This is a genomic window from Aeromonas sp. 603607 (genome assembly GCF_049171595.1).
Lineage (GTDB): Bacteria > Pseudomonadota > Gammaproteobacteria > Enterobacterales > Aeromonadaceae > Aeromonas > Aeromonas veronii.
In genome coordinates, this window is the sequence record NZ_JAAKOV010000005.1 from 1 (window position 1) to 19,831 (window position 19,831).

At 60.6% G+C, this 19,831-nt stretch carries 15 protein-coding genes; 7 read left to right on the forward strand and 8 right to left on the reverse strand.

From position 1 onward, the window contains the following. The first annotated feature begins 442 nt into the window (after nucleotides 1-442). Nucleotides 443-760: a PTS system regulator TmaR gene (gene tmaR, locus G5315_RS06560; RefSeq protein WP_005336024.1), complete on the forward strand. Its 318-nt coding sequence runs from the start codon at nucleotides 443-445 to the stop codon at nucleotides 758-760. A 208-nt stretch (nucleotides 761-968) separates the two neighbouring features. Next, nucleotides 969-4,052, forward strand: coding sequence for a transglycosylase domain-containing protein (locus G5315_RS06565; protein ID WP_421332768.1), 3,084 nt, complete (start codon nucleotides 969-971; stop codon nucleotides 4,050-4,052). A gap of 109 nt (nucleotides 4,053-4,161) precedes the next feature. Here G5315_RS06565 and yidA read toward each other — a convergent pair whose 3' ends face one another. The 4 genes from yidA to G5315_RS06585 all read right to left on the reverse strand — a co-directional run bounded on the left by yidA (nucleotide 4,162) and on the right by G5315_RS06585 (nucleotide 9,469). Next, complete coding sequence (gene yidA, locus G5315_RS06570) at nucleotides 4,162-4,971, reverse strand: sugar-phosphatase (protein ID WP_421332769.1); 810 nt, start codon at nucleotides 4,969-4,971, stop codon at nucleotides 4,162-4,164. Between the two features lie 101 nt (nucleotides 4,972-5,072). Further along, nucleotides 5,073-6,740: a DUF342 domain-containing protein gene (locus G5315_RS06575; protein ID WP_421263139.1), complete on the reverse strand. Its 1,668-nt coding sequence runs from the start codon at nucleotides 6,738-6,740 to the stop codon at nucleotides 5,073-5,075. 285 nt (nucleotides 6,741-7,025) lie between these two features. After that, complete coding sequence (locus tag G5315_RS06580) at nucleotides 7,026-8,177, reverse strand: competence/damage-inducible protein A (RefSeq protein WP_421332770.1); 1,152 nt, start codon at nucleotides 8,175-8,177, stop codon at nucleotides 7,026-7,028. 53 nt (nucleotides 8,178-8,230) lie between these two features. After that, on the reverse strand, nucleotides 8,231-9,469 hold the full coding sequence (locus G5315_RS06585) for an HD-GYP domain-containing protein (RefSeq protein ID WP_201937853.1): 1,239 nt from the start codon (nucleotides 9,467-9,469) through the stop codon (nucleotides 8,231-8,233). Between the two features lie 144 nt (nucleotides 9,470-9,613). On the opposite strand from G5315_RS06585, the gene metA reads away from it, so the two are divergent. Further along, nucleotides 9,614-10,561 carry a homoserine O-acetyltransferase MetA gene (metA, locus tag G5315_RS06590; RefSeq protein WP_227341866.1) on the forward strand — a complete coding sequence of 316 codons (948 nt, stop codon included), beginning with the start codon at nucleotides 9,614-9,616 and terminating at the stop codon, nucleotides 10,559-10,561. On the opposite strand, the gene G5315_RS06595 is transcribed toward metA, so the two are convergent. After that, the gene (locus G5315_RS06595) at nucleotides 10,562-11,080 is read right to left on the reverse strand and encodes a cyclin-dependent kinase inhibitor 3 family protein (RefSeq protein ID WP_216980033.1); all 519 of its coding nucleotides are present in this window, start codon (nucleotides 11,078-11,080) and stop codon (nucleotides 10,562-10,564) included. 143 nt (nucleotides 11,081-11,223) lie between these two features. On the opposite strand from G5315_RS06595, the gene G5315_RS06600 reads away from it, so the two are divergent. Further along, the gene (locus G5315_RS06600) at nucleotides 11,224-11,694 is read left to right on the forward strand and encodes an Lrp/AsnC family transcriptional regulator (protein ID WP_005336001.1); all 471 of its coding nucleotides are present in this window, start codon (nucleotides 11,224-11,226) and stop codon (nucleotides 11,692-11,694) included. Between the two features lie 91 nt (nucleotides 11,695-11,785). On the opposite strand, the gene G5315_RS06605 is transcribed toward G5315_RS06600, so the two are convergent. Next, the gene (locus G5315_RS06605; RefSeq protein ID WP_421332771.1) at nucleotides 11,786-13,750 is read right to left on the reverse strand and encodes an LTA synthase family protein; all 1,965 of its coding nucleotides are present in this window, start codon (nucleotides 13,748-13,750) and stop codon (nucleotides 11,786-11,788) included. A 259-nt stretch (nucleotides 13,751-14,009) separates the two neighbouring features. On the opposite strand from G5315_RS06605, the gene G5315_RS06610 reads away from it, so the two are divergent. Further along, a complete protein-coding gene (locus G5315_RS06610; protein WP_005335997.1) occupies nucleotides 14,010-14,267 on the forward strand; it encodes a DUF2442 domain-containing protein in 258 nt (85 codons plus the stop codon). On the opposite strand, the gene G5315_RS06615 is transcribed toward G5315_RS06610, so the two are convergent. Further along, the gene (locus G5315_RS06615) at nucleotides 14,264-14,524 is read right to left on the reverse strand and encodes a hypothetical protein (protein WP_421294726.1); all 261 of its coding nucleotides are present in this window, start codon (nucleotides 14,522-14,524) and stop codon (nucleotides 14,264-14,266) included. The genes G5315_RS06610 and G5315_RS06615 overlap by 4 nt on opposite strands. Between G5315_RS06615 and G5315_RS06620 the strand changes: the two genes are divergently transcribed. Next, the gene (locus G5315_RS06620; protein ID WP_421332772.1) at nucleotides 14,513-16,480 is read left to right on the forward strand and encodes a TonB-dependent copper receptor; all 1,968 of its coding nucleotides are present in this window, start codon (nucleotides 14,513-14,515) and stop codon (nucleotides 16,478-16,480) included. The genes G5315_RS06615 and G5315_RS06620 overlap by 12 nt on opposite strands. Before the next feature lie 109 nt (nucleotides 16,481-16,589). Next, entirely contained in the window at nucleotides 16,590-18,218 is a 1,629-nt protein-coding gene (locus G5315_RS06625) for an alpha-amylase family glycosyl hydrolase (RefSeq protein WP_421332773.1), read from the forward strand. Between the two features lie 83 nt (nucleotides 18,219-18,301). Here the strand turns inward: G5315_RS06625 and G5315_RS06630 are convergent, their stop codons facing one another. Continuing rightward, complete coding sequence (locus G5315_RS06630) at nucleotides 18,302-19,741, reverse strand: RimK family alpha-L-glutamate ligase (RefSeq protein ID WP_005335988.1); 1,440 nt, start codon at nucleotides 19,739-19,741, stop codon at nucleotides 18,302-18,304. Nucleotides 19,742-19,831 lie beyond the last annotated feature (90 nt).

Sequence of the window (19,831 nt, forward strand, 5' to 3'; positions counted from 1 at the left end):
CGCGGGTTCGAGTCCCGTCCGCTCCGCCACTAATTTGAAAGGCCTTCCCATCTGGGAAGGCCTTTTTGCTATGGGCGGTTTTTACCCACTAACCCCGATGGTTGCACACCAGAACCAACACAAAGCCCAGTCTCACGACCGCGCGTTGGTGTTTTTAGCGTGTTAAACAGCCAGTATTAGCATTTATCTGCAGGAAGAGAACTAAAAATCCTGTCATTTCCTCCATTTTCTATCTATATCAAGCCCTTATCTGATGGATTACTGGCTATTTTAACTGGTTTACTTTTGGCCAAACTCTGTTCATGGCGCGCGATTAGGGTTGTATCTCGCTTATAACTCGGTAGAGTAAGGGCATCTTGAGTTTGCCTGTCCCGCGCCGAGTTTGCCGGGTTCCAGGTGTAACTTGGCCAGTTTTTATCAACCTTAAGTCAGTGGTATCGATATGGAACAAGTAAACAAGTCCACCTTCAGCGATGTACTGGAATATGTGCGTATGTCCCGTCGCCAGAACAAACTCAAGCGTGAAATTGCGGATAACGAGAAAAAGATCCGTGACAACCAGAAGCGCGTGCTGCTGCTCGACAACCTGAGCGACTACATCAAGCCGGGCATGAGCATTGATGATGTGCAGGCAATCATCGCCAACATGCGTGCCGACTATGAAGAGCGCGTGGATGACCACATCATCAAGAACGCCGAGCTTTCCAAAGAGCGTAAAGAGCTGAGCACCAAACTGAAGGGCATGAGCTCTCACAAGTAAGCGTTCAGCTTTTGCTTAAAAGACACCGGCCACTGGCCGGTGTTTTGTTATCAGCTCTGATCTCTGCCACTCCTGCAACAATCGGCTCCCCTTTTTAGAATTGCCCTGTTACCATCACTACAAAGCGGTCAATAGTTTCAAGCCATTGACTTGAAAAGACTAAGCTTGAGTGAAACACAATAAATTGCGCAACCATGGTGGGGCTGATATGGGCGCATCAGAACAGACGGATTTGACACAAGTGGCATCTCAAGATTCATCTGTCCAGACCTCGGACGGGAACCCAAAGCGCAAGCGTCGTCCCTGGTGGCGTTGGCTGTTCTGTTTTCTCTTTTTATTGTGCCTGGGGGCGGTGATCGCTCTGGTTGGCTATGAGATGAAAACCTCGAAGCTGCAATCTCAGGAGATCTCCCGCTATGCCGCCAAGCTCACCTATCAGGTCGAGCCAGGCCAGAGCAAGCAGATCGCTTTCCCTGAGGATGGCCCGTTCGACAAGCGGCTCGGCTATGTGCAACTGCCGATGATGCAGGAGCGTTTGCTTCAGCGGGGCTATGAAGTCAGCAAGCAGGTGCATTTCTCCGACGCGCTCTATGACTACGCCAGTCGTGGCTTCTTCGTGCCCTATACCGAGAAGGTGCAGGCTGGCCTGACGCTGCACGATTGCCGCGCAGAACCTTTCTATCAATTCAAGTATCCGACCCATCACTATCCTGATTTTGACTCCATTCCGCCTCTTGTCATCCAGTCGCTGCTGTTTATCGAGAACCGCGACTTGCTGAGCAACGAAGAGCCGTTGGCCAACCCGGCGGTCGACTGGCCCCGTTTTGCCAAGGCCGCGCTCTCTCAAGTGGGCAAGGCGCTCGATATGCAGGATCAATCTGCCGGTGGCAGTACCCTGGCGACCCAGGTGGAGAAGTATCGCCACTCGCCGGATGGCCTGACCCTGTCGCCGACCGAGAAGATCCGTCAGATGGCCTCTGCCAGCGTGCGGGCTTATCGTCTCGGGCCGGAAACCCTCGAAGCGCGCAAACTGGTCGCCTGGGCCTACCTCAACTCGGTACCGCTCTCGGCTGCGCCGGGATATGGTGAAGTGCATGGTCTGGGAGATGGTCTCTGGGTCTGGTTTGGTGCCAATGTCGATGACGTGAACCGTCTTCTGGACCCCGCCCGCAACCAGAACACACCGCTGGCCGAACAGGGGCTTGCCCTGCGTCAGGTCGTCTCGCTGATGATTGCGCACCGCCGTCCCTCTTACTATCTGGCTCAAGGGCGAGAGGCATTGGCTACCCTGACCGACAGCTACCTGCGCCTGTTTGTGCAGGAGGGAATGATCACGCCACCTCTGATGGAGGCGGCGCTCAAGGCCAAGATTACGTTTCGTGACTTCCTGCAGTCCCCGGCTATCACCCGGGTGAACAACAACAAGGGGTTGCAGGTTGCCCGTACTCGCCTGAGCCGTCAGCTCGGAGTACAGCTCTATGACCTCGACCGGATGGATCTGACCGCCGATACCAGCCTCAACATGCCGCTGCAGAACGAAATCTCCCGTTATCTGCAACAGCTGGCCGACCCGACGTTTGCCGCTCAGGTAGGGCTGTTTGGTGAGCGCCTGCTCTCGCCGGAGAAGACCGGCGATGTGCGCTACAGCTTCACCCTGTTCGAGAAGTCGCCGGAAGGGTTCAAGGTGCGGGTGCAGACCGACAACACCGATCAGCCGTTCGATATCAACGAAGGTTCAAAGCTGGAGTTGGGCTCAACCGCCAAGTTGCGGGTGCTGACCACCTATCTGGAGATCGTGGCCGAGCTGCACGACAACTATGCCGGGATGCCGGTCGAGAATCTGCGCAAGCTGGCTGCCGTCTCTCAGGACAACCTCAGCCGCTGGGCCATCTCCTATCTGATGACGGCTCAGGACAAGAGCCTGCCTGTGATGCTGGAAGCGGCGCTGGATCGCAAATACTCCGCCAGCCCCAACGAAGGGTTCTTTACCGGTGGCGGCATGCACACCTTCAACAACTTCCGCCGCGAGGATAACAATCGTATTCCGACGTTGCGTGACTCTTTGCGTGAGTCAATTAACTTGCCCTTTGTACGGCTGATGCGCGATATCGTGCGCTACAGCCTCTACAAGGAGGGCAACCGTGCCCAGTTGCTCAAGGATGACAAGGATCCCCGCCGTCAGGAGTATCTGGCCAAATTTGCCGACAAAGAGGGCCAGACCTATCTGCTGCGCTTCTGGCGCAAATATCGCGGCAAGACTCCCGAGGAGCAACTCGATACCTTCCTCGACGGTCTCAAGCCGAGTGAGGTACGTCTGGCGGCGGTTCACCGCTACCTGATGCCGGAAGCCAGCGAAACCGCATTTGCTGCCTTCCTGGCGGAGCGGTTGCCGCGAGAAAAGCTGAGTGCCAAGCGGATTAATCAGCTCTACGTCAGCTATGGACCGGGCAAGTATTCACTACCGGATCAGGGCTACATCGCCCGGGTTCACCCGCTGGAGCTGTGGTTGCTGGCCTATCTCAAGGAGTTCGACAAGGCCACCTTTGCCGATGCGGTGGCAGCCAGTCGTGACGAGCGGCAAGAGGTCTACAGCTGGCTGTTCAAGACCCGTCATCGCAGTGCCCGTGACAGCCGGATCCGCACCATGCTGGAGGTGGAAGCCTTCCTCGATATCCATCAGCGCTGGGCCAAGCTCGGTTATCCGTTCGACCATCTGGTGCCTTCGCTGGCGACCGCGTTGGGTAGCTCCGGTGACCGTCCGGCTGCACTGGCCGAGCTGATGGGGATTATCCAGAATGGCGGTGTCCGCTCGCCAACCCTGCGTATCGAGCACCTCTCGTTCGCCAAGGGGACGCCCTTCGAGACCGAGTTTGAGCCGCAGCACACCGAGGGTACCCGGGTGATGCCAGCAGAGGTGGCGGCCGCCCTGCGCAGTGCGCTCTCCAAGGTCGTTGAAGGGGGCACGGCAAGACGTATCGCCGGAGCCTTTACCCTGCCGGATGGCACTGTGCTGCAGATGGGGGGCAAGACCGGGACTGGGGATAACCGGATTGAAACAGTGGGCCGTTATGGCAACGTGACCAGCTCGCTGGCGCGCAACCGCACCGCGACCTTCGTTTTCTATCTGGGTGAGGATCACTTCGGTACCCTGACCGCCTATGTACCGGGTAGCCAGTCTGACAAGTTCCGTTTCACCTCGGCGCTGCCGGTACAGGTGCTCAAGGGGATGGCTCCCCTGTTGATGCCCTACCTGCAACCGGGCTCCCATACCCAGTGTCTGGCGAACCAGTGATGCGCACGAATTACCGCTCATCACGCAGATAACTGACCAGAAAAAACGGGGAGGCTGACAGCCTCCCCGTTTTTATTTCCTTATCGGGCGCCGCTGCGCTCGATTGCGATCAGGCATTCAGTACGAACTGCTCGATCACCTGAGCCACACCATCTTCATCGTTGCGGGCAGTGGTGTGCTGGGCGAGAGCCTTGATCTCGTCGGTGGCATTGCCCATCGCAACCCCGAGGCCTGCGTATTCGATCATGTGGCGATCGTTGCCCGCATCCCCGACGCAGATCACCTGATCGGCGGTCAGGCCAAGGTGCTCGGCCAGTGCGGCCACGCCGGTTCCCTTGTTGCTCTGCTTGTTCATGAACTCGAGGAAGAAGGGGGCACTCTGTACCACGGTATAGCGCTCATAGAGCTCTGCAGGCAGTCGCTCGATGGCCCGGGAGAGCTGGGGCGGCTCGTCGATCATCATCACCTTCATGATCTGCTCGTCGGCAGGCAGGGTGGCGAAGTCGATCAGATTGATCGGCATGCCGATCAGGCGAGATTCGTGCTCGGTGTAGGTGCTGACACGGGGACTGATGAGGCCTTGGGTTACCGAGAAACCGTGAACGTTCACTTCCAGCTCATCAGCCAGTTTGGCTATGGCGCTGGCGTCACTGCCGGTCAGCAGCTGGCTGCGGATGATGCGCTGATCGGCAACCTGTTGCACCAGGGCGCCGTTGTAGCAGATGACATAGTCATGCTCTGTGGTGAGGCCGAGCTCTTCCTGATAGCGGCTCATCCCTTCCAGCGGCCGGCCGGAGGCCAGCACTACGGTGACTCCTTTGGCACTGGCGGCCGTGATGGTGGCGTGGGTGCGGGGAGTAATCTGGCCCTGCGGGTTGAGCAGGGTGCCATCCATATCCAATGCGATCAGCTTGTACATCTCTCACTACCTGAGTCTGGCTGGCCCGCCCGGTGGGGCCAAGGAAGTGGCGAGTGTAGCGAAAATCGACGGCGGGATCACGGTCGATGCGGATGGTTCACCTAGCTGTGCCCCTCGTAAGGGGTCATCTCCAGCTGCTCGTCGTGAATAGTCAGGCGGGTAGGGCCTCGGGTGATGGTGACTTTGCGTTTGAAGCAGGCCATCTCGACCTCGATGCCGGAAAACAGATGCTGGGTGGCGATCACCTCCATTTGTGCCATCAAGCTCTGCATCTCTTCATGGTTTATCGTGATCTGTTCGTGGATGAGGGTCAGCTCTGCCAACTGGTGATCCCGGATTGGTTTGAGTTTGCGCAGGGTATCCGGATTGCGTTTATCGCTGGGCAGTTGCAGCAGCCTCATCACCAGCGCCTTGATCTTGTCGAGTTGAGCCTGGCACTCCTGCTGACGAACCTTCAGCTGGATCTCCTGCTCCTTGTGGGTGAAATAGCCACCGAGGATCTGCAACCGGGTATGGTTGGCGGCCTCGGCCCCCAGGCTGGGGGCCATGATGAGACGGTTGGCTATGCTGGTGCCACCCAGCAGGGTGCCTTTGCGCATGCTGCTGTCACCCACCTTGATATCCTGCCCGCTGCGGCTATAACAGTGGCTGAGCTGACTCTGGATCTGGATGTCGCCCCCAGCTTCAAGTTGCGCATACTGGGCGTAGCTGGCGTGGATCTCCCCCTGCGCATTGAGCTGACAGAGGTACTCCCCTTGCTCGTTGCGGCGGCCAATGATGCCGTGGCGAACCGTGATGCTGCCGCCGGCCTCGATCACGCCCCCTTCAATAAATCCACCGATGACGATATCGCCGCTGACCCGCACCTTCATGCCCGGATTGACGTCGCCATTGACGATCAACCCCCCTTCAAAGGTAATGTGGCCGTGACGAACATCTACCTGTTTGACGGTGAGCACCTCATCCACCTTCATGCCCGCTTTCTCCTGACAGGGCAGGCCTGCCCGACCGGCGATCAACAGATCGGGATCGTCGGGGGAGATAAAGGTGCCCTCGCCAGCGCTCATCGGGCTGTCCTTGCCATTCTTGGCGGGCAGCTCCTGGCCTGTCACGGTAAAGCCGGGCACTCCCTGGGTGGCCGGATGACGTCGCATCAAAGGCGCCCCGGCTTTGACGGTGACGATGGAGCCGAGATCCCGCAGGTCGACCTTGCCATGATCCAGTTCCTGTGGTTTGAGGATCCGTTCGGCCGGAGTCTCCACCAGCCGCTCGTAACGGGTGTCCTCACCATTTTGTGCAGGTTGACCACGAGCGATGACCAGCTTGAGCAGGGTGCCGGGGGATGCCTCCCTGGCGGACTGGATGGCGGCGGTGAGCAGTTGCTCACTCACCCCCTGTTTGATTTCGCTGATGGCGATCGCCTCTTTCAGCTGTTCCAGCGTCACATACTTGCCCCCCCAGTCGGCAGTGATCTGGGCGATGGCGCTCATGCGATCCTTCTCCACTATTACGGCGAGTCGGGCATCCTGACGCTTGCCGATGGGGATGGGGTTGGCGGGGACGGGGGCGGCAGGGTTGGTGAGCAGGGTATTGAGCAGGCTGATGGCCTGTTTGATCCCCTCGGGCAGCGGCTGATAGCGGCGACAGTTGGAAGCGAGCAGCAGAGCCTGCACATCCTGTTCCGTGACAGGTTTGGTGAGACCGGCGGCAATCCGCAGGCAGACCAGTTCCATATCGCTTGATAGCAGCAGCCACTCTTTGCTTAACACCGCATCTCCTTGCCTGGTGGGGAGAGGGGCGCTCGGTTTTCCCCTCTACTGTCATTTAATCTCTCTGTGATGAATAAAGCGAGTCGCCAACCCTGAGAGTGGGCAGTATTCAGATATTTCTTCTGAATGGTCAATGAATTGAGGTCGGATCGGTGACAAGAGACGGATAAATCGTGGTCGTATAAATGGCGTTCTGTTCGGTGATGACGCCAAGAGGGATGCCGGAGAGTGACCGGATATATCAGCCAGCGGCATGGCCTGCACGGGCCGGGTGAGGGATTGTGGTTAACCGCCGCGTTGTGTCGTTCTGTCCAGCGTGAGGTACTTGCCGAGTACCGGCTCGTCCAACAGGTGGCGGCGCAGCATGTCGAGGGCGGCAAAGGCGAGGATCTTGCGGCGGCTCTCCGGGTCGGGGTGGCTGACCTTGACTGTCTGACCGATGTGCATGCCATCGGCGCTGAGCAGCAGTGGCACTCCCTCTGGCCCCTCTCGCCCTATGGTCAGTTGCAGGCCCGCATCGGTCGTCGGTAGCTGCGCCAGCTCATCGGCCAGTTGTGTACTGAAGTTGGCCTCCAGCCGGGAATGGCCGTGACAAAGCGCCAGCAGGGCGCCGCCACTCTCTCCCTCCAGCAGAGACAGCGGCCTGCCTTGCAGCAGCGCGAGGATCTGCTGCGCCGGTTCCGTATCTCCGCAGCTAGCCAGCCAGGGGCGGACCGTATCCAGCAGTCGGCGCTCGGCACTCTCCATATCAGCGGCACTGGCGCCGTGGCCGATCAGTTTCAGCTCGATAAGGGGCATGGAGGATCGGTAACCCAGCTCGATACCCATCGGCCAGGGGGCGCCATCCAGCATATCGCTGAGGGCCGACTCCGAGACGCCGAAGGTGTAAAAGCGACGCAGCTCGGTATCGATCTGTGCCCCGGCCAGCTGTTTGAGGCGCGGCAGAATTTGCTCGCGCACCATCTGCTTAAACTCGAACGGCACGCCCGGGGTGAAGAAGAGCTGGCTCTGGCCACTTCGCACCACAAAGCCGCAGGCGGTGCCGACCGGGTTGTCGAGGATCTCGCACCCCTGTGGCAACCAGGCCTGTTTGGCATTGCTTTGTGCCATGGGGCGGCCACGGCTGGCGTAGCGCGCTTCGATGGTAGCGAGCCAGTCGGGGAAGAGGGTGAGTGGCTGGTCAAAGGCCTCGGCGGCAGCCTGAGCGGTCAGGTCGTCGGCAGTGGGCCCGAGTCCGCCACACACCAGCACCACCTCGGCGCGGCTGGCACTCTCTTGCAGCACCGTTTTCAGGTCGGCGAGGTTGTCACCCACCGTCAGGCGACGGCGCACCTGCCACCCCTGTTCCAGCAGCAGAGCGCTGAGCCAGGCCGCGTTGGTATCCACCACCAGACCTGTCACTATTTCGTCTCCGGTACTGATGATCTCGATACGCATGGCAGGCTCCTTGGATTAAACGGGTGGCAATGGTTGGCCTCGGGCCAACACAATCAGGCTTTGTTGTGCTCGAAGTAGTAGCTGATCCGGGTACGCGGATTGAGGTACTCGAACACGGCGGGCGGCAGCCGTTTGGGGTGGATCACCTTGGCGATCGACAGTTCGGCTTGCTGCAGGTCGATGATGGCGGCTTCCTGACGGGGAATGCGCGGATCGTACACCAGCACCGAGGGGTAGAGCAGGCGGGAAGCGTTGACCGACATCACCAGCCCAACCTGACCGTTGGAGAGTTGCACCACGCTGCCGGGGGGGTAGATCCCCATCAACCGGATCAGCATGCTGAGGTACTCCGGATTGAACTGCGCCTTGCGCTGCTTGTAGAGGCCGCTCAGGGCCGAGTAGGGCACCTTGGCCTGCATGTGGCAGAGGTTATCGTACTCGTTGATCAGCGACACCATCTGGGTGAGCTGATCGAGCTGGCCGCCCTTGAGCCCTTCCGGCCCGCTGCCATCGAGATATTCGTGGTGGTGCAGCACTATCCCCTTCGCTTCCGACGGGAAATCCTTGGCCAGATTGAGCAGATCCAGCCCGTAGCGCGGGTGCTGGGCCATCAGGTTTTGCTCCGGTCTAGTGAGCGGCTCGGTCTTGCGCAGGATCTGGCTCGGGATCTTCAGTTTGCCGATATCGTGGAACAGCGCCCCCATACCGATATGGCGGATCTGGTCGGCAGACATGTTGCACTCCTTGGCCAGCAGCATGCTGAGTACGCTGACGTTGAGGGAGTGGAAGTAGAGGTTGTTGCCATCCTCGCTGTCGGAGACCAGATGGAGCACCATCTCGTCCACCGAGAGCAGTTGCTCGGTCATGGCGTTGACCAGCTCCTGCGCCTCGCCGATGGCATTGAGGGGGCGGGACTGGAGCTTGCTCATCACGCTGCGCACCTGGGCCAGCGACTGCTGAAACTGTTTCTCGCACTGCTGCAGGTTGCGACGATACTGCTGCAACTGCTCGATGCGGCGGTCCTTCTCCTGCTGCATCTGAGCCTGGCGCTGGGCGGCGTCTGCGCTCTCTTGTGGTTGAGGCTGTACCTGATTGAGGGGCTTGGGCGGAACGTCGCTCTTGTCGGGAATGATGGTGACCAGTTTCAGACCGAGTCGGCGGATCAGCTCGATCTCCTCTTCATTCTTGATCTTGAAGCTGGAAAACAGGAACGGGTGTTCGCGCCACCCCAGTGGCAGGGAGACATAGTTGCCGACTTGCAGTCGATCTACGGAAATCTTGATACCGGTCATTATCTTGGATGCAGGGGAGATACTGAGCCGTATGCTAGTCAAAGGCGAGAGTGAATACAAAAGGTATCTGATGACAGGGTGGGAGCTTTATTATAGGCTTCTGGATGTCCAGACATATTTACCGATGCAGTACAGGGAGTAAGCATGCCGATCAAGATCCCGGATCAGTTGCCCGCAGCCGAAGTGTTGGGGCAGGAGAACATCTTCGTGATGACGGAATCCCGGGCCGTCACCCAGAACATCCGCCCGCTGCGGGTACTGATCCTCAATTTGATGCCCAAGAAGATTGAGACCGAGATCCAGCTGATGCGGATGCTCTCCAACTCGCCGCTGCAGGTGGATGTGGATCTGCTGCGCATTGATGACAGGGAGTCAAAGAACACGCCGCAGGCCCATCTCGAGAACTTCTATCACGACTTCGAGCAGGTGCGTGGCAACAACTACGACGGCATGATCATTACCGGCGCGCCGCTCGGGCTGGTGGAGTTCGAGGAGGTGGTCTATTGGCCGCGTATCGTCGAGATCATCGAGTGGTCCCATCAGCATGTTACCTCCACCCTGTTCCTCTGCTGGGCGGTGCAGGCGGCGCTCAAGGCACTCTACGGCATGGAGAAGCAGACCCGTGGCGAGAAGCTCTCCGGTGTGTATCATCATCATCGCCTCGATGAGCACGAACCGCTGCTGCGTGGTTTCGATGACGAGTTTGTCGCGCCCCACTCCCGCTATGCGGCGTTTGATGGCGATTTGATCCGCGCCCACACCGATCTGCAGATTTTTGCCGAGTCAGAAGAGGCGGGGGTTTATCTGGCGGCGACCAAGGATTGTCGTCAGGTGTTTGTCACCGGGCATCCGGAGTACGACGCCCTGACTCTCGATGGGGAGTACCAACGGGATCTGGCGGCGGGCCTTGACCCGGCTATTCCGGTCAACTACTACCCGAATAACGATCCGGGCAAGACCCCGCGCGCCAGCTGGCGCAGCCATGGTCATCTGCTGTTTGCCAACTGGCTCAACTACTACGTCTATCAGCTCACCAGCTATCGGGTGGAGGATATCGGCAAGGTCTTCACCTATGACCAAGGGGGCAAGTAGTCAGTCGCCCAGCTCCAGCCGCTGGGCCAGCTGGTCGAGCCATTGGCGGTGGCAGGCCAGGGTAAACGCCTTGGGTCTGTGGGCCTTGATAGCGGCCATCGCTTCTTGCTGTGGCTGGCCGAGGGTCATCAGCAGCGCGGCGGCGACCAGACCGGTACGACCGCTGCCCCCTTTGCAGTGGATGACCAGATGTTTGCCATCCCCCAGCAGCTCGCGCAGCTGCGGCAGCGCCTGTTGCCAGGCGGCCTCGAAGGCTGCATCGGGGGCCAGATCATCCTCGATGGGCAGGTGGAGCCAGCGCATTCCTTCGTGCTCGACCTGCTGGCCGAGCTGCGCCAGTTCGAGTCGGGTCAACTCGGCGCTCGTCATCAGGGTCACCACCCCGTGGGCACCGGCCAGCCGCAGTTGATCGAGCGCCAGGGTCAGCGGCACCTGCTGGGTGCCGGGGCAGGGGGTCAGCAGCAGCTGACCATCGACACGGGGAACCTCAAGGCTCCAGAAAGGGTGATACGGGTGCATGGCGGATCCTCGCGTGGTGGCCACAGGGCTGCGGCCGGTGAATGGCGCCAAGGATAGGCGGGGCAGGGGGGATGTCAATGGCCGTTGTGTTTGCCCCGGTTTACGGGCAGAGTCTAAAAAATTGAGCGGTTCAAGGAGTTAAGATGAGAAACCTGGATCAACTGGATTTGGATATCCTGGCCCATCTGTTTCGGGATGCGGGCATGACCAACAAGGATCTGGCCGCGCTGGTGGGCGTTGCCCCCTCCACCTGTCTGGAGCGGGTGCGCAAGTTGCAGCAGGATGGCGTGCTCAAGGGAGCGCACTGTGAAGTGGATTATCAGGCCCTCGGGGGTCACATTCAGGCAATGGTCTCCCTGCAGCTGGCCCGCCACAGCCGCCAGATCATCGATGCTTTCCGCGATGCCATTCTGGCGCTGCCCGAAGTGATCAGCCTGTTCCACATGGGGGGCAAGGATGATTTTCTGGTGCACCTCTGTGTCTCCGATACCGAGCACCTGCGCAACTTCGTCTTCGATCACTTCACCTCCCGCGAAGAGGTGGTGCACCTCGAAACCTCGCTGGTATTCGAGCACAAGTTCAGCCGCTCCCTGCCCTGCTTTCCCCAGCCATAACGGCCTGTGGGCCGACGGTATGGATAGATGGAAAAAACCGCCAGCTGGCGGTTTTTTCTATTCTGCTATGGGTTGAAGCAGCACGAGCGGCTCAATTGGCGGCGGTGCGTTCATCCTTGGCCGTCTGATAGAGGCTCTTCTGATAGGCCATGCTGCCCCACAGGGCAAGACCGAGAGCATCCTCCTTCAAGGCGTCCGGCTGCGCCGCCAGAGTCAGCTTCTCGCTGGCATTGTCGTAGACATAGCCCTCTGCCGCCCGTTCCGGTTGCAGGATCACCACATCCTTGCCGCGCATCAGGGCGAAGTTCTTGTCGTACTGCATGATGGCGCGCCCCGGCCAGTCGGCGGGCATGCGGCTCAGATCCTTGCCGAGCATGGGGTAGTCGGCACTGATCCCCATCAGGGAGAGCAGGGTCGGCGCCATGTCGATCTGGCTGACGATGCGCGGATCCTTCCTCGGCGCAATGCTGTCGCCCACGATAACCCCCGGAATATGGAAGCGGGGGATGGGTACCAAACTGGCGCCACTGACCCGGCTGTCGTGATCGGCGATGACCAGGAACAGGGTGTCCTTCCAGTATTCGGACTGTTTCGCCCTCTTGAAGAACTCGCCGATGGCGTAATCCGCATACTTGGCCGCGTTGTTGCGGGTCTGCTTGGGCTGCTCGAACAGTTCGATGCGGTTGTCCGGGAATTCGAACGGATCGTGATTGCTGGAGCTGAACACCAGACTGAAGAAGGGTTTACCCTCCTTGTGCAACGCCTTGAAGGTCTCGTCGGCCTTGGCCATCAGATCCTCGTCGGAAGCCCCCCATGACCCCTTGAACACCGGATTGTCGAAATCCTTCTGCTCGACGATGGTGGTGAAGCCATTGCCGAGGAAGAAGCTGCGCATGTTGTCGAAGTGACTCTCGCCGCCATAAATAAAGCTGGTGTCGTAACCCCGTTGTTTGAGCAGATCCGCGATGGTGAAGAAGTTGGTCTGGCTCTTGCCGAGTTTGACCACCGCCTGTGCCGGGGTCGGTGTGAAACCGGTCAGTACCGCCTCGATACCGCGCACCGAGCGGGTGCCGGTGGCGTAGAGCTGCTCGAAGGCCCAGCCCTGCTGCGATAGGGCATCGATGTTGGGGGTGAGCGGCAGACCGCCGAGGGAACCGACAAACTGGGCACCCAGACTCTCCTGCAGCAGGATCACCAGATTCTTCGGTTTACCCTGGAAGCTCGCCTCATTGAAGGTCTGGCTGGGCAGTAGTTCGGAGTTGAAATCACTGGCCGGACGGCCACTCTCCTTGCGCATGACCTCGAGCACCTTCTGCTCCGTCATCTCGCCGTAAAACTGGCCGGCATCCTCCTCGGCGCCCATTTGCTTGATGGCAAAGAAGAGGGAGTAGGCGGAGTTGACGGTGAGCGAGTTGACCAGCGGATCCTCGGCAAAGGCGACCATAGCCGGGTTCAGGGCGCGGTGGCCGAGACTGGAGCGGGCACCGAGAAAACCTATGGCCAGAATGAGCAGGGCGAAGGCCGGACGCAGATACCAGCGGGGGAAGCTGAGGCCATGCACCAGACGGCCGCTCAGCCACCAGCCACCGGTCAGCACGGCGCCACTGAAGAGTACCGCCAGCAGCAGCTCGGCTTTGCGGCCTGCCCACAGCATGGCGAACACCTCTTTCGGATAGATGAGGTACTCCACATAGAGACGGTTGGGACGCACGCCATACTCGGTGACAAACGAGGGGGTGGAGATCTCGAGGAACAGCATCAGCCAGAGTCCGACGGTCAGCCAGACGCGCATCAGTTGCAGCCAGCCTCGGCCGATGGCATGGGGGCCTGCCAGCAGCAGAGTGAGCATGGCGGGGACACCCCAGACCCAGCAGAGGGTCGCAAAGTCGACCCGGATCCCTTGCAGCAGCATCTCCTGCCAACCGGCCACGGCATCCACACGTTCCAGTTGCCATATACCGAGGGCGATTCGGCTGAAAGAGAGAGAGAAAAGCGCGAGCGCGCAGAAGACGGCGAAGGGCCAGAACGGGCCGAGTCGCTGTTTTAGATTTGTCATGTTTGTTCCTGAATGAGACTCTAAACGTCTGTCCACAGACGTTTTTTTAGTTGTTGTGAGGTTATGACAGATCGAATTGGTTAAGGTTGCATTCAAGTTTGTTAAAAGTCGGCATTAACACATTTATCATCTAAAAATGTGATGTCGCGCCACTAATGAGCACAGCATAATCTGCTGGGTAAAATGTGAGCCGCAGCGTGTATGGATGGAGCGCTGGTGTTTATAATTGCCGCGAATTATCTCAATCGGAGCCGAAGGGATGCCGGTCTTTATCGATGTCGAGTATGTGCGGGGATGGCGCCTGTTTCTGGTGTTATCGGATGGCACCACGGGTGTGCTGGATCTGACCCCCTGGCGAACCCAGCCGCTGTTTGCAAAGCTGGAGAGCGAGCGTCACTGCGCCCGGGTCTTCATCAACCGTCACCACCAGCTGGAGTGGCCTGTTGGCTGCACGCTATCCGCTCATGAGGTCTATCACCTCATCTCTCCCATCGATGAGCGGGAGGCCTTCAGCTAATCCCCATTTTTTGTGAGCCAACGCCAGATTCCTGTTACTGGAATGTTTGCCCGTTTGCCTTTCTGAGCCAACTTGGGTAAAACCTGCGCAACATTTTGCCAACTTGCCTTCGCTTCATCTGACAGAGGCTTGCCGCTTTCGCGCCGCAGGCCTTTTTTGCGGCCAGATGGCAAACCTTTCCCTTGCTGAAAGGTTTGGTCGGTTGAATGAAAATAACAAAACAAACAAATACATAAGGAAAATGTATGGCTTGTCATATGCGCACACCTCTTGCCCTGCTGGTGGGCGGGCTCGCCTGTCACGGCGCTGCCGGTCAGGAACCGGTGCAACAGCTGGATCCCATGGTGGTGGTGGCAACCCGCCCCGCCAGCACCCTGGAGGTGACACTGGATCCCAAGAAGCCCGGCTCCCCCATGCCTGCAGCCGACGGCGCCGGTTATCTGAAGAATGTCACCGGCATGAGCATGGTGCGCAAAGGGGGGCTCGGTGGCGATCCCGTGCTGCGGGGGATGGGGATGTCCCGCCTCAACGTGCAGATGGATGGCGGCATGCTGGCCGGTGGGTGTGGCGGCCGGATGGACCCGCCCACGGCCTATGTGTTCCCCCAATCCTTTGACCGGATCCGGGTGCTGAAGGGGCCGCAATCCCTTGAGCAGGGTGCCACCCTGGCGGGAACAGTGCTGTTCGAGCGGGACAGGCCCGAGTTCACCGCACCGGGCCTCAAGGCCGATGCCTCGGCCCTTTATGGCAGTTTTGGCCGCGATGATCAGATGATGGATATGACGGCGGGCTCGACCGACGGTTATCTGCGCGGTCAGTTCACCCACTCCGACAGCGAAGATTACCGCGATGGTCACGGTAACAAGGTGCGATCTTTCTATCGCCGCGAGAACGGCACCGCCCAGCTGGGCTGGACGCCGGGGGAGCACACCTGGCTGGAACTCACCGCCGAGCGCAGCAACGCCCGCGCCGCCTATGCGGATCGCACCATGGATGGCCCCATGTTTGATCGCGAATCCTTCGGGCTGAAGCTGAAGCAGGAGCAGATCACCACTCACTGGCAGCGCAGCGAGCTGACCCTGTGGGACAACTACATAGACCACATCATGGACAACTTCAGCCTGCGGCAAAACAGCGGCATGAAGATGCTCTCCAACCCGGATCGCCGCAACACCGGCGGTCGCTGGGCCAACGACATCGCCTTGCCAGCAGACTGGCTGCTGACCGCCGGGCTCGACAGCAACCGGGATCAGCACCGCAGTCGGAGTGGGGTCGACTATGCCACTAAGGATCGCCAGCGCACCCTGCGTTTCGAGCAGCAGGGCGGCTTCGCCGAACTGGGTCGTCAGCAGGGGGCTCACAGCTACAAGGGCGGTTACCGCCAGGATAGGGTAGAGACCACCCGCTATGGCTCCGGTGAACAGACCCTCTACAGCGATACCCTGAGTCTGAACAGCGGATTTGGCCGCTACGAGTACCAGTGGTCGCCCCGCTGGTCCAGCTATCTGGCCTGGGGGCAGGCGGAGCGGGCGCCGGACTACTGGGAGCGCAGCAAGGACAGTACCCCGTTCACCTTCAACCCGGAGCGCAGTCGCCAGTGGGATGCTGGGTTGGCCCTGCGCAGTCGCGAGCTGGACCTGACCCTCTCCCTCTTTAGCGCCGACATCAAGGACTACCTGCTCTACAACAGCAAGTCGAACAAGGTGCGCAATATCGATGCCCAGACCCGGGGTGGCGAGCTGGAGGGGCGCTGGCAGTTTGCCGAGCAGTGGCGTCTCGATGGTGGTTTGGCGGTGGTCTATGGCGAAAACCAGAGCGACATCAAACCGCTGGCCCAGATGCCGCCGCTTGATGGCAAGCTGGCGCTGGGCTGGCAGCCAAATGAGGCGCTGAACTTCACTCTGCTGGGGCGCGCGGTGGCGGCGCAGGATCGGGTAGATCTCTGGTCCGGTACCGTTGCGGGTCAGGATCAGGGGGAGACCCCAGGCTTCTTCACCATGAACCTGAGCGGCGCCTGGCAGTTTGCCAAAGGGTGGCAGCTCTCGGCCGGGGTGGACAACCTGTTCGACACCTTCTACTACGAGCACCTCTCCAAGTCGGTGCACAGCAGTCAGGCCGGGCTGGGCTACGAGCAGAGCGGCCGCATCCCCGAGCCGGGCCGTTCCTACTGGCTCTCGCTCAACTACCGGTTTGCCTCGGCGGGTGTGCTCTAACCAGTTGAGTCAGATAACGTTTTCAGTCACAGACACCGCTGTGTGAGCCTCGCTATCATGGTGGAAAACAGGCGTATCAGACGCCTGCTCTCACAGCGGGAACATAACAATGAAACAGGGAACGTTACGCTATGGCGGCCTGCTCGGGGCCGCCCTGTTACTTGCGGCTTGCGGCGGCAGCGGTAGTTCAGGCGGGGAGAGCTCTCCCCCCGTCGTCAATCCGCCGGTCACCCACCCTCCGGTCGCGACGGCCAGTCGTGCCTGCTATGGCGACGATCAACCCGCCTGCAACCTGCGCATCTATCAGGTGATGGTGGAGTCGTTTGCCGATGGTGACGGCAGCGCCAACTACGGCGTCGGCTATGGCCCCTCCCAGCACAACGGCGATCTGCAGGGGATCATCGACAGTCTCGACCACATCAAGAGCCTCAACGTCAACGCCATCTGGCTCACCCCGGTGTTCGACTCCTGCGCTGGTCAGGGCGGTGATAACAAGCTCGATGCCACCGGCTACTTCGCCTGCGACTTTTTCACCGTGGACCCCAACTTCGGCAGCAATGCCAAGCTCAAGCAGCTGGTGGACGGGGCGCACCAGCGCGGCCTCTATGTCTTCCTCGACGGGGTGTTTGGCCACGTCAACAAGGTGGGGGTGAGCAAGCCCTCGCCAGAGGGGCGTCTGCCAGCCCTAACCAGCGGCGGTGCGGGTTATCCCGGCCAGCTGGTGGATTACAGCAAGCCGGAGAGCCTCGCCTACTTCAAGGAGGTGGCCCGCTACTGGGTCGAGCAGTACGGCATCGACGGCTGGCGCCTCGATCAGGCCTATCAGCTTGGGCTGGATGATTGGCGCGCCATTCGCAGCGAGGTGGAGCAGGCCAGCGCAGCGCGCAAGGCCGCCGGTCAGCAGTGGGGCACCCTTGGCTACATGGTGGGTGAGGTGTGGAAGGGGGCTGACGATATTCGCGCCCAGGCTTACGGCAGCAGCGACAATCCGGCGCTCTCCTCGGCCTTTGACTTCCCGTTGCGCTACGGCATCGTGCAGGCGCTGGCGGTGGAGGAGTCCGGCAAGGGCGGGCAGGGGGCCAGCGTGCTCGATGCCAGCTGGAACAAGGTGGAGAACTACCCGAATCATGCCATGCCGAACCTGATGCTGGGCAACCATGATCTGGTGCGTTTTGGCGATCTGCTGGAGCGCGGCAACTTCAAGTCGACCGAGTACTGGCAGCGCCACAAGGCGGCCTTCAGCTTTATGGCGGCTCGCTCCGGCCCCATCACCTTCTACTATGGCGAGGAGTTTGGCGACGAGGTGCCGGGCTTTGCCGCCAAGGTTGGTGGTGACTGTGCGGCGCAGGGCTTGTGCGACGATCATGTGGCCCGCAGCGACGGCAAAGTGCCCGCTGTCACCGGCTTTGTGCCAAGTAGCGAACAGGCCGAGTTGAAAGAGTGGCTGGCCCAGCTGCTGGCGATGCGCGCCGCCCACCCCGCCCTCTATCAGGGAGAGCGAGTCAAACTGGTGGCCGATGGCAGCCTCTATGGTGACATCAAGCAGACGGCTGGGGAGCAGATAGTCTACCTGCTCAACCTCTCCACCACGGCGCTCAGCTACAACCTGCCGGCGGGCAAGCTGCGCAGCGGCAGTGCGCTGGTGGATCTGCAAAGCGGCGAGAGTCTGGCCATCGGCGGCAGCAGCGTGACGGTGGAGATACCGCCCTTGAGCGGGCGTTTCCTGCGTCTGCAATAAGTCAGCCACAGCACGCTTTGATATGAGAGAGGGCCCCATCGCGGGGCCCTCTCTGTCATTGTGGGCGACAAAGTCATGGCGGGTTATGCGGTGCTCTGGCCCCGGTTTTCCAGCCGCTGGCGGAAGGCGCGGGCCAGTCTCTCGTAGAGATCCTGCGCCTCCTTGTCTTCGATATCACCGCGGATCCAGGGGTTGTCGACGATCTCCAGCAGCACGCAGTCACGCCCTTGCTGGCGCAAATCGAGCCCGTAGAGGCCATTGCCGAGCTGATGCACTGCACGGCGAGCGGTCTGCAGTACCCGCTCCGGCACCTCGTTAAGCGGCAGCGCCTCGATGCGGCTCATGTCGAGGGGGTGCTTGCGGCGGCGGATGCGGTTGCCCGGTTCGGGCCGGTAGCGGCGGCAGGCGAACAGCGGCGAGCCGTCGAGAAAGCCGATGCGCCAGTCGAACTCGGCGGGGATCCGGCTCTGCACCAAGAGCAGGGCGGAGCGGCCCAGCCCCTCGTCCAGCAGGCGGGCCAGCTGCTGCTCGTCGCTGGCCATGGCGAGATCGCGCCCCTGTGCCCCGTCGGGTACCTTCACCATCAGCGGCAGGCCGAGCCGCTGTACCAGCTCGTCCACATGGTGGCGGCCGCGGCGGGTCACCACCATGGTGGGCGGCATGGGCACGCCGCTGCGCACCATCAGCTCGTAGAGATAGAGTTTGTTGCTGCAGGCGAGGATGGCGCGGGAGCTATCGATCACCGGCATCTTGAGCTGCTCGGCACGGTGGGCAAATTCGAAGGTGTAGTGGCCGACCGCGGTTTCGGCACGCAGCCAGAGGGTGTCGAACTCCGGCAGCCGCTCGATGGCCGACGGTGGCAGGATCTCGGCCCGGATGCCTTGGGCGGCAGCAGCCCGGATAAAGCGCTCCAGCGCCAGCCCATCACTGCTGGCACGGCCATCATCGGGGTCGACCAGAATGGCGAGCTGGTAGAGCGGCGCCGCCTGCTCCTCGTCACCGGTCCCCACCAGTGCCTGAGCGTGGTGCAGCATCAACTCTTTCTCGCTTGGGCTCAGCTCCAGCGGTGACAGGCTCTGCTGCTGGCGCACCGACCAGCCGTGGCGACCGCGCTTGAGGGTCAGCTCCTGCAGCGGCAACTGGCTCAGGCCATAGTAGTAGCGGGCCAGCCCCGCCAGCTCGCTCTGTTCACACTGGCCGAAGATGGCGCGCACCCGGATCCGATCCTCGCTCTGCTGGGCTAGCCACCCCTGCGCCTTGCGCCACAGCTTGGCCGGTGGCTGCTGGGGTTGCAGTCGGCTGATGGCCTGCAGACCTGGCAGGCAGTGGTGGCCGCGGGCCTGGGCCAGCAGCGAGCAGTAGTAGCCTGCGCTCAGGTGTTCCAGATTGCGGCAGAGGTTGATGATGCGGGGTCGGCCGCCGGTGGTCGGCACGCCATGTTGCAGATAGGTGCGGGCGGTCAGAAGATAATCGGCATGGCAAGGCCAGTCGCCCAGCTCTTCGACGATGACATAGGTACTCATATTTTCGGCTCCACAGATCAGACTGCCTGAACAGGCAGGATCCCCAGTGGGCTTCGATGCACCGACAAGCACGACAATGGCGCGAGGGGA

What these genes read in the sequence shown, in the direction of transcription:
- G5315_RS06585 (WP_201937853.1), bottom strand. Translation starts at nt 9,469, where the DNA reads ATGACCGGTATCAAGATTTCCGTAGATCGACTGCAAGTCGGCAACTAT.
- yidA (WP_421332769.1), bottom strand. Translation starts at nt 4,971, where the DNA reads ATGTACAAGCTGATCGCATTGGATATGGATGGCACCCTGCTCAACCCG.
- G5315_RS06580 (WP_421332770.1), bottom strand. Translation starts at nt 8,177, where the DNA reads ATGCGTATCGAGATCATCAGTACCGGAGACGAAATAGTGACAGGTCTG.
- G5315_RS06625 (WP_421332773.1), top strand. Translation starts at nt 16,590, where the DNA reads ATGAAACAGGGAACGTTACGCTATGGCGGCCTGCTCGGGGCCGCCCTG.
- G5315_RS06620 (WP_421332772.1), top strand. Translation starts at nt 14,513, where the DNA reads ATGGCTTGTCATATGCGCACACCTCTTGCCCTGCTGGTGGGCGGGCTC.
- tmaR (WP_005336024.1), top strand. Translation starts at nt 443, where the DNA reads ATGGAACAAGTAAACAAGTCCACCTTCAGCGATGTACTGGAATATGTG.
- G5315_RS06565 (WP_421332768.1), top strand. Translation starts at nt 969, where the DNA reads ATGGGCGCATCAGAACAGACGGATTTGACACAAGTGGCATCTCAAGAT.
- G5315_RS06615 (WP_421294726.1), bottom strand. Translation starts at nt 14,524, where the DNA reads ATGACAAGCCATACATTTTCCTTATGTATTTGTTTGTTTTGTTATTTT.
- G5315_RS06605 (WP_421332771.1), bottom strand. Translation starts at nt 13,750, where the DNA reads ATGACAAATCTAAAACAGCGACTCGGCCCGTTCTGGCCCTTCGCCGTC.
- G5315_RS06595 (WP_216980033.1), bottom strand. Translation starts at nt 11,080, where the DNA reads ATGCACCCGTATCACCCTTTCTGGAGCCTTGAGGTTCCCCGTGTCGAT.
- G5315_RS06630 (WP_005335988.1), bottom strand. Translation starts at nt 19,741, where the DNA reads ATGAGTACCTATGTCATCGTCGAAGAGCTGGGCGACTGGCCTTGCCAT.
- G5315_RS06610 (WP_005335997.1), top strand. Translation starts at nt 14,010, where the DNA reads ATGCCGGTCTTTATCGATGTCGAGTATGTGCGGGGATGGCGCCTGTTT.
- metA (WP_227341866.1), top strand. Translation starts at nt 9,614, where the DNA reads ATGCCGATCAAGATCCCGGATCAGTTGCCCGCAGCCGAAGTGTTGGGG.
- G5315_RS06600 (WP_005336001.1), top strand. Translation starts at nt 11,224, where the DNA reads ATGAGAAACCTGGATCAACTGGATTTGGATATCCTGGCCCATCTGTTT.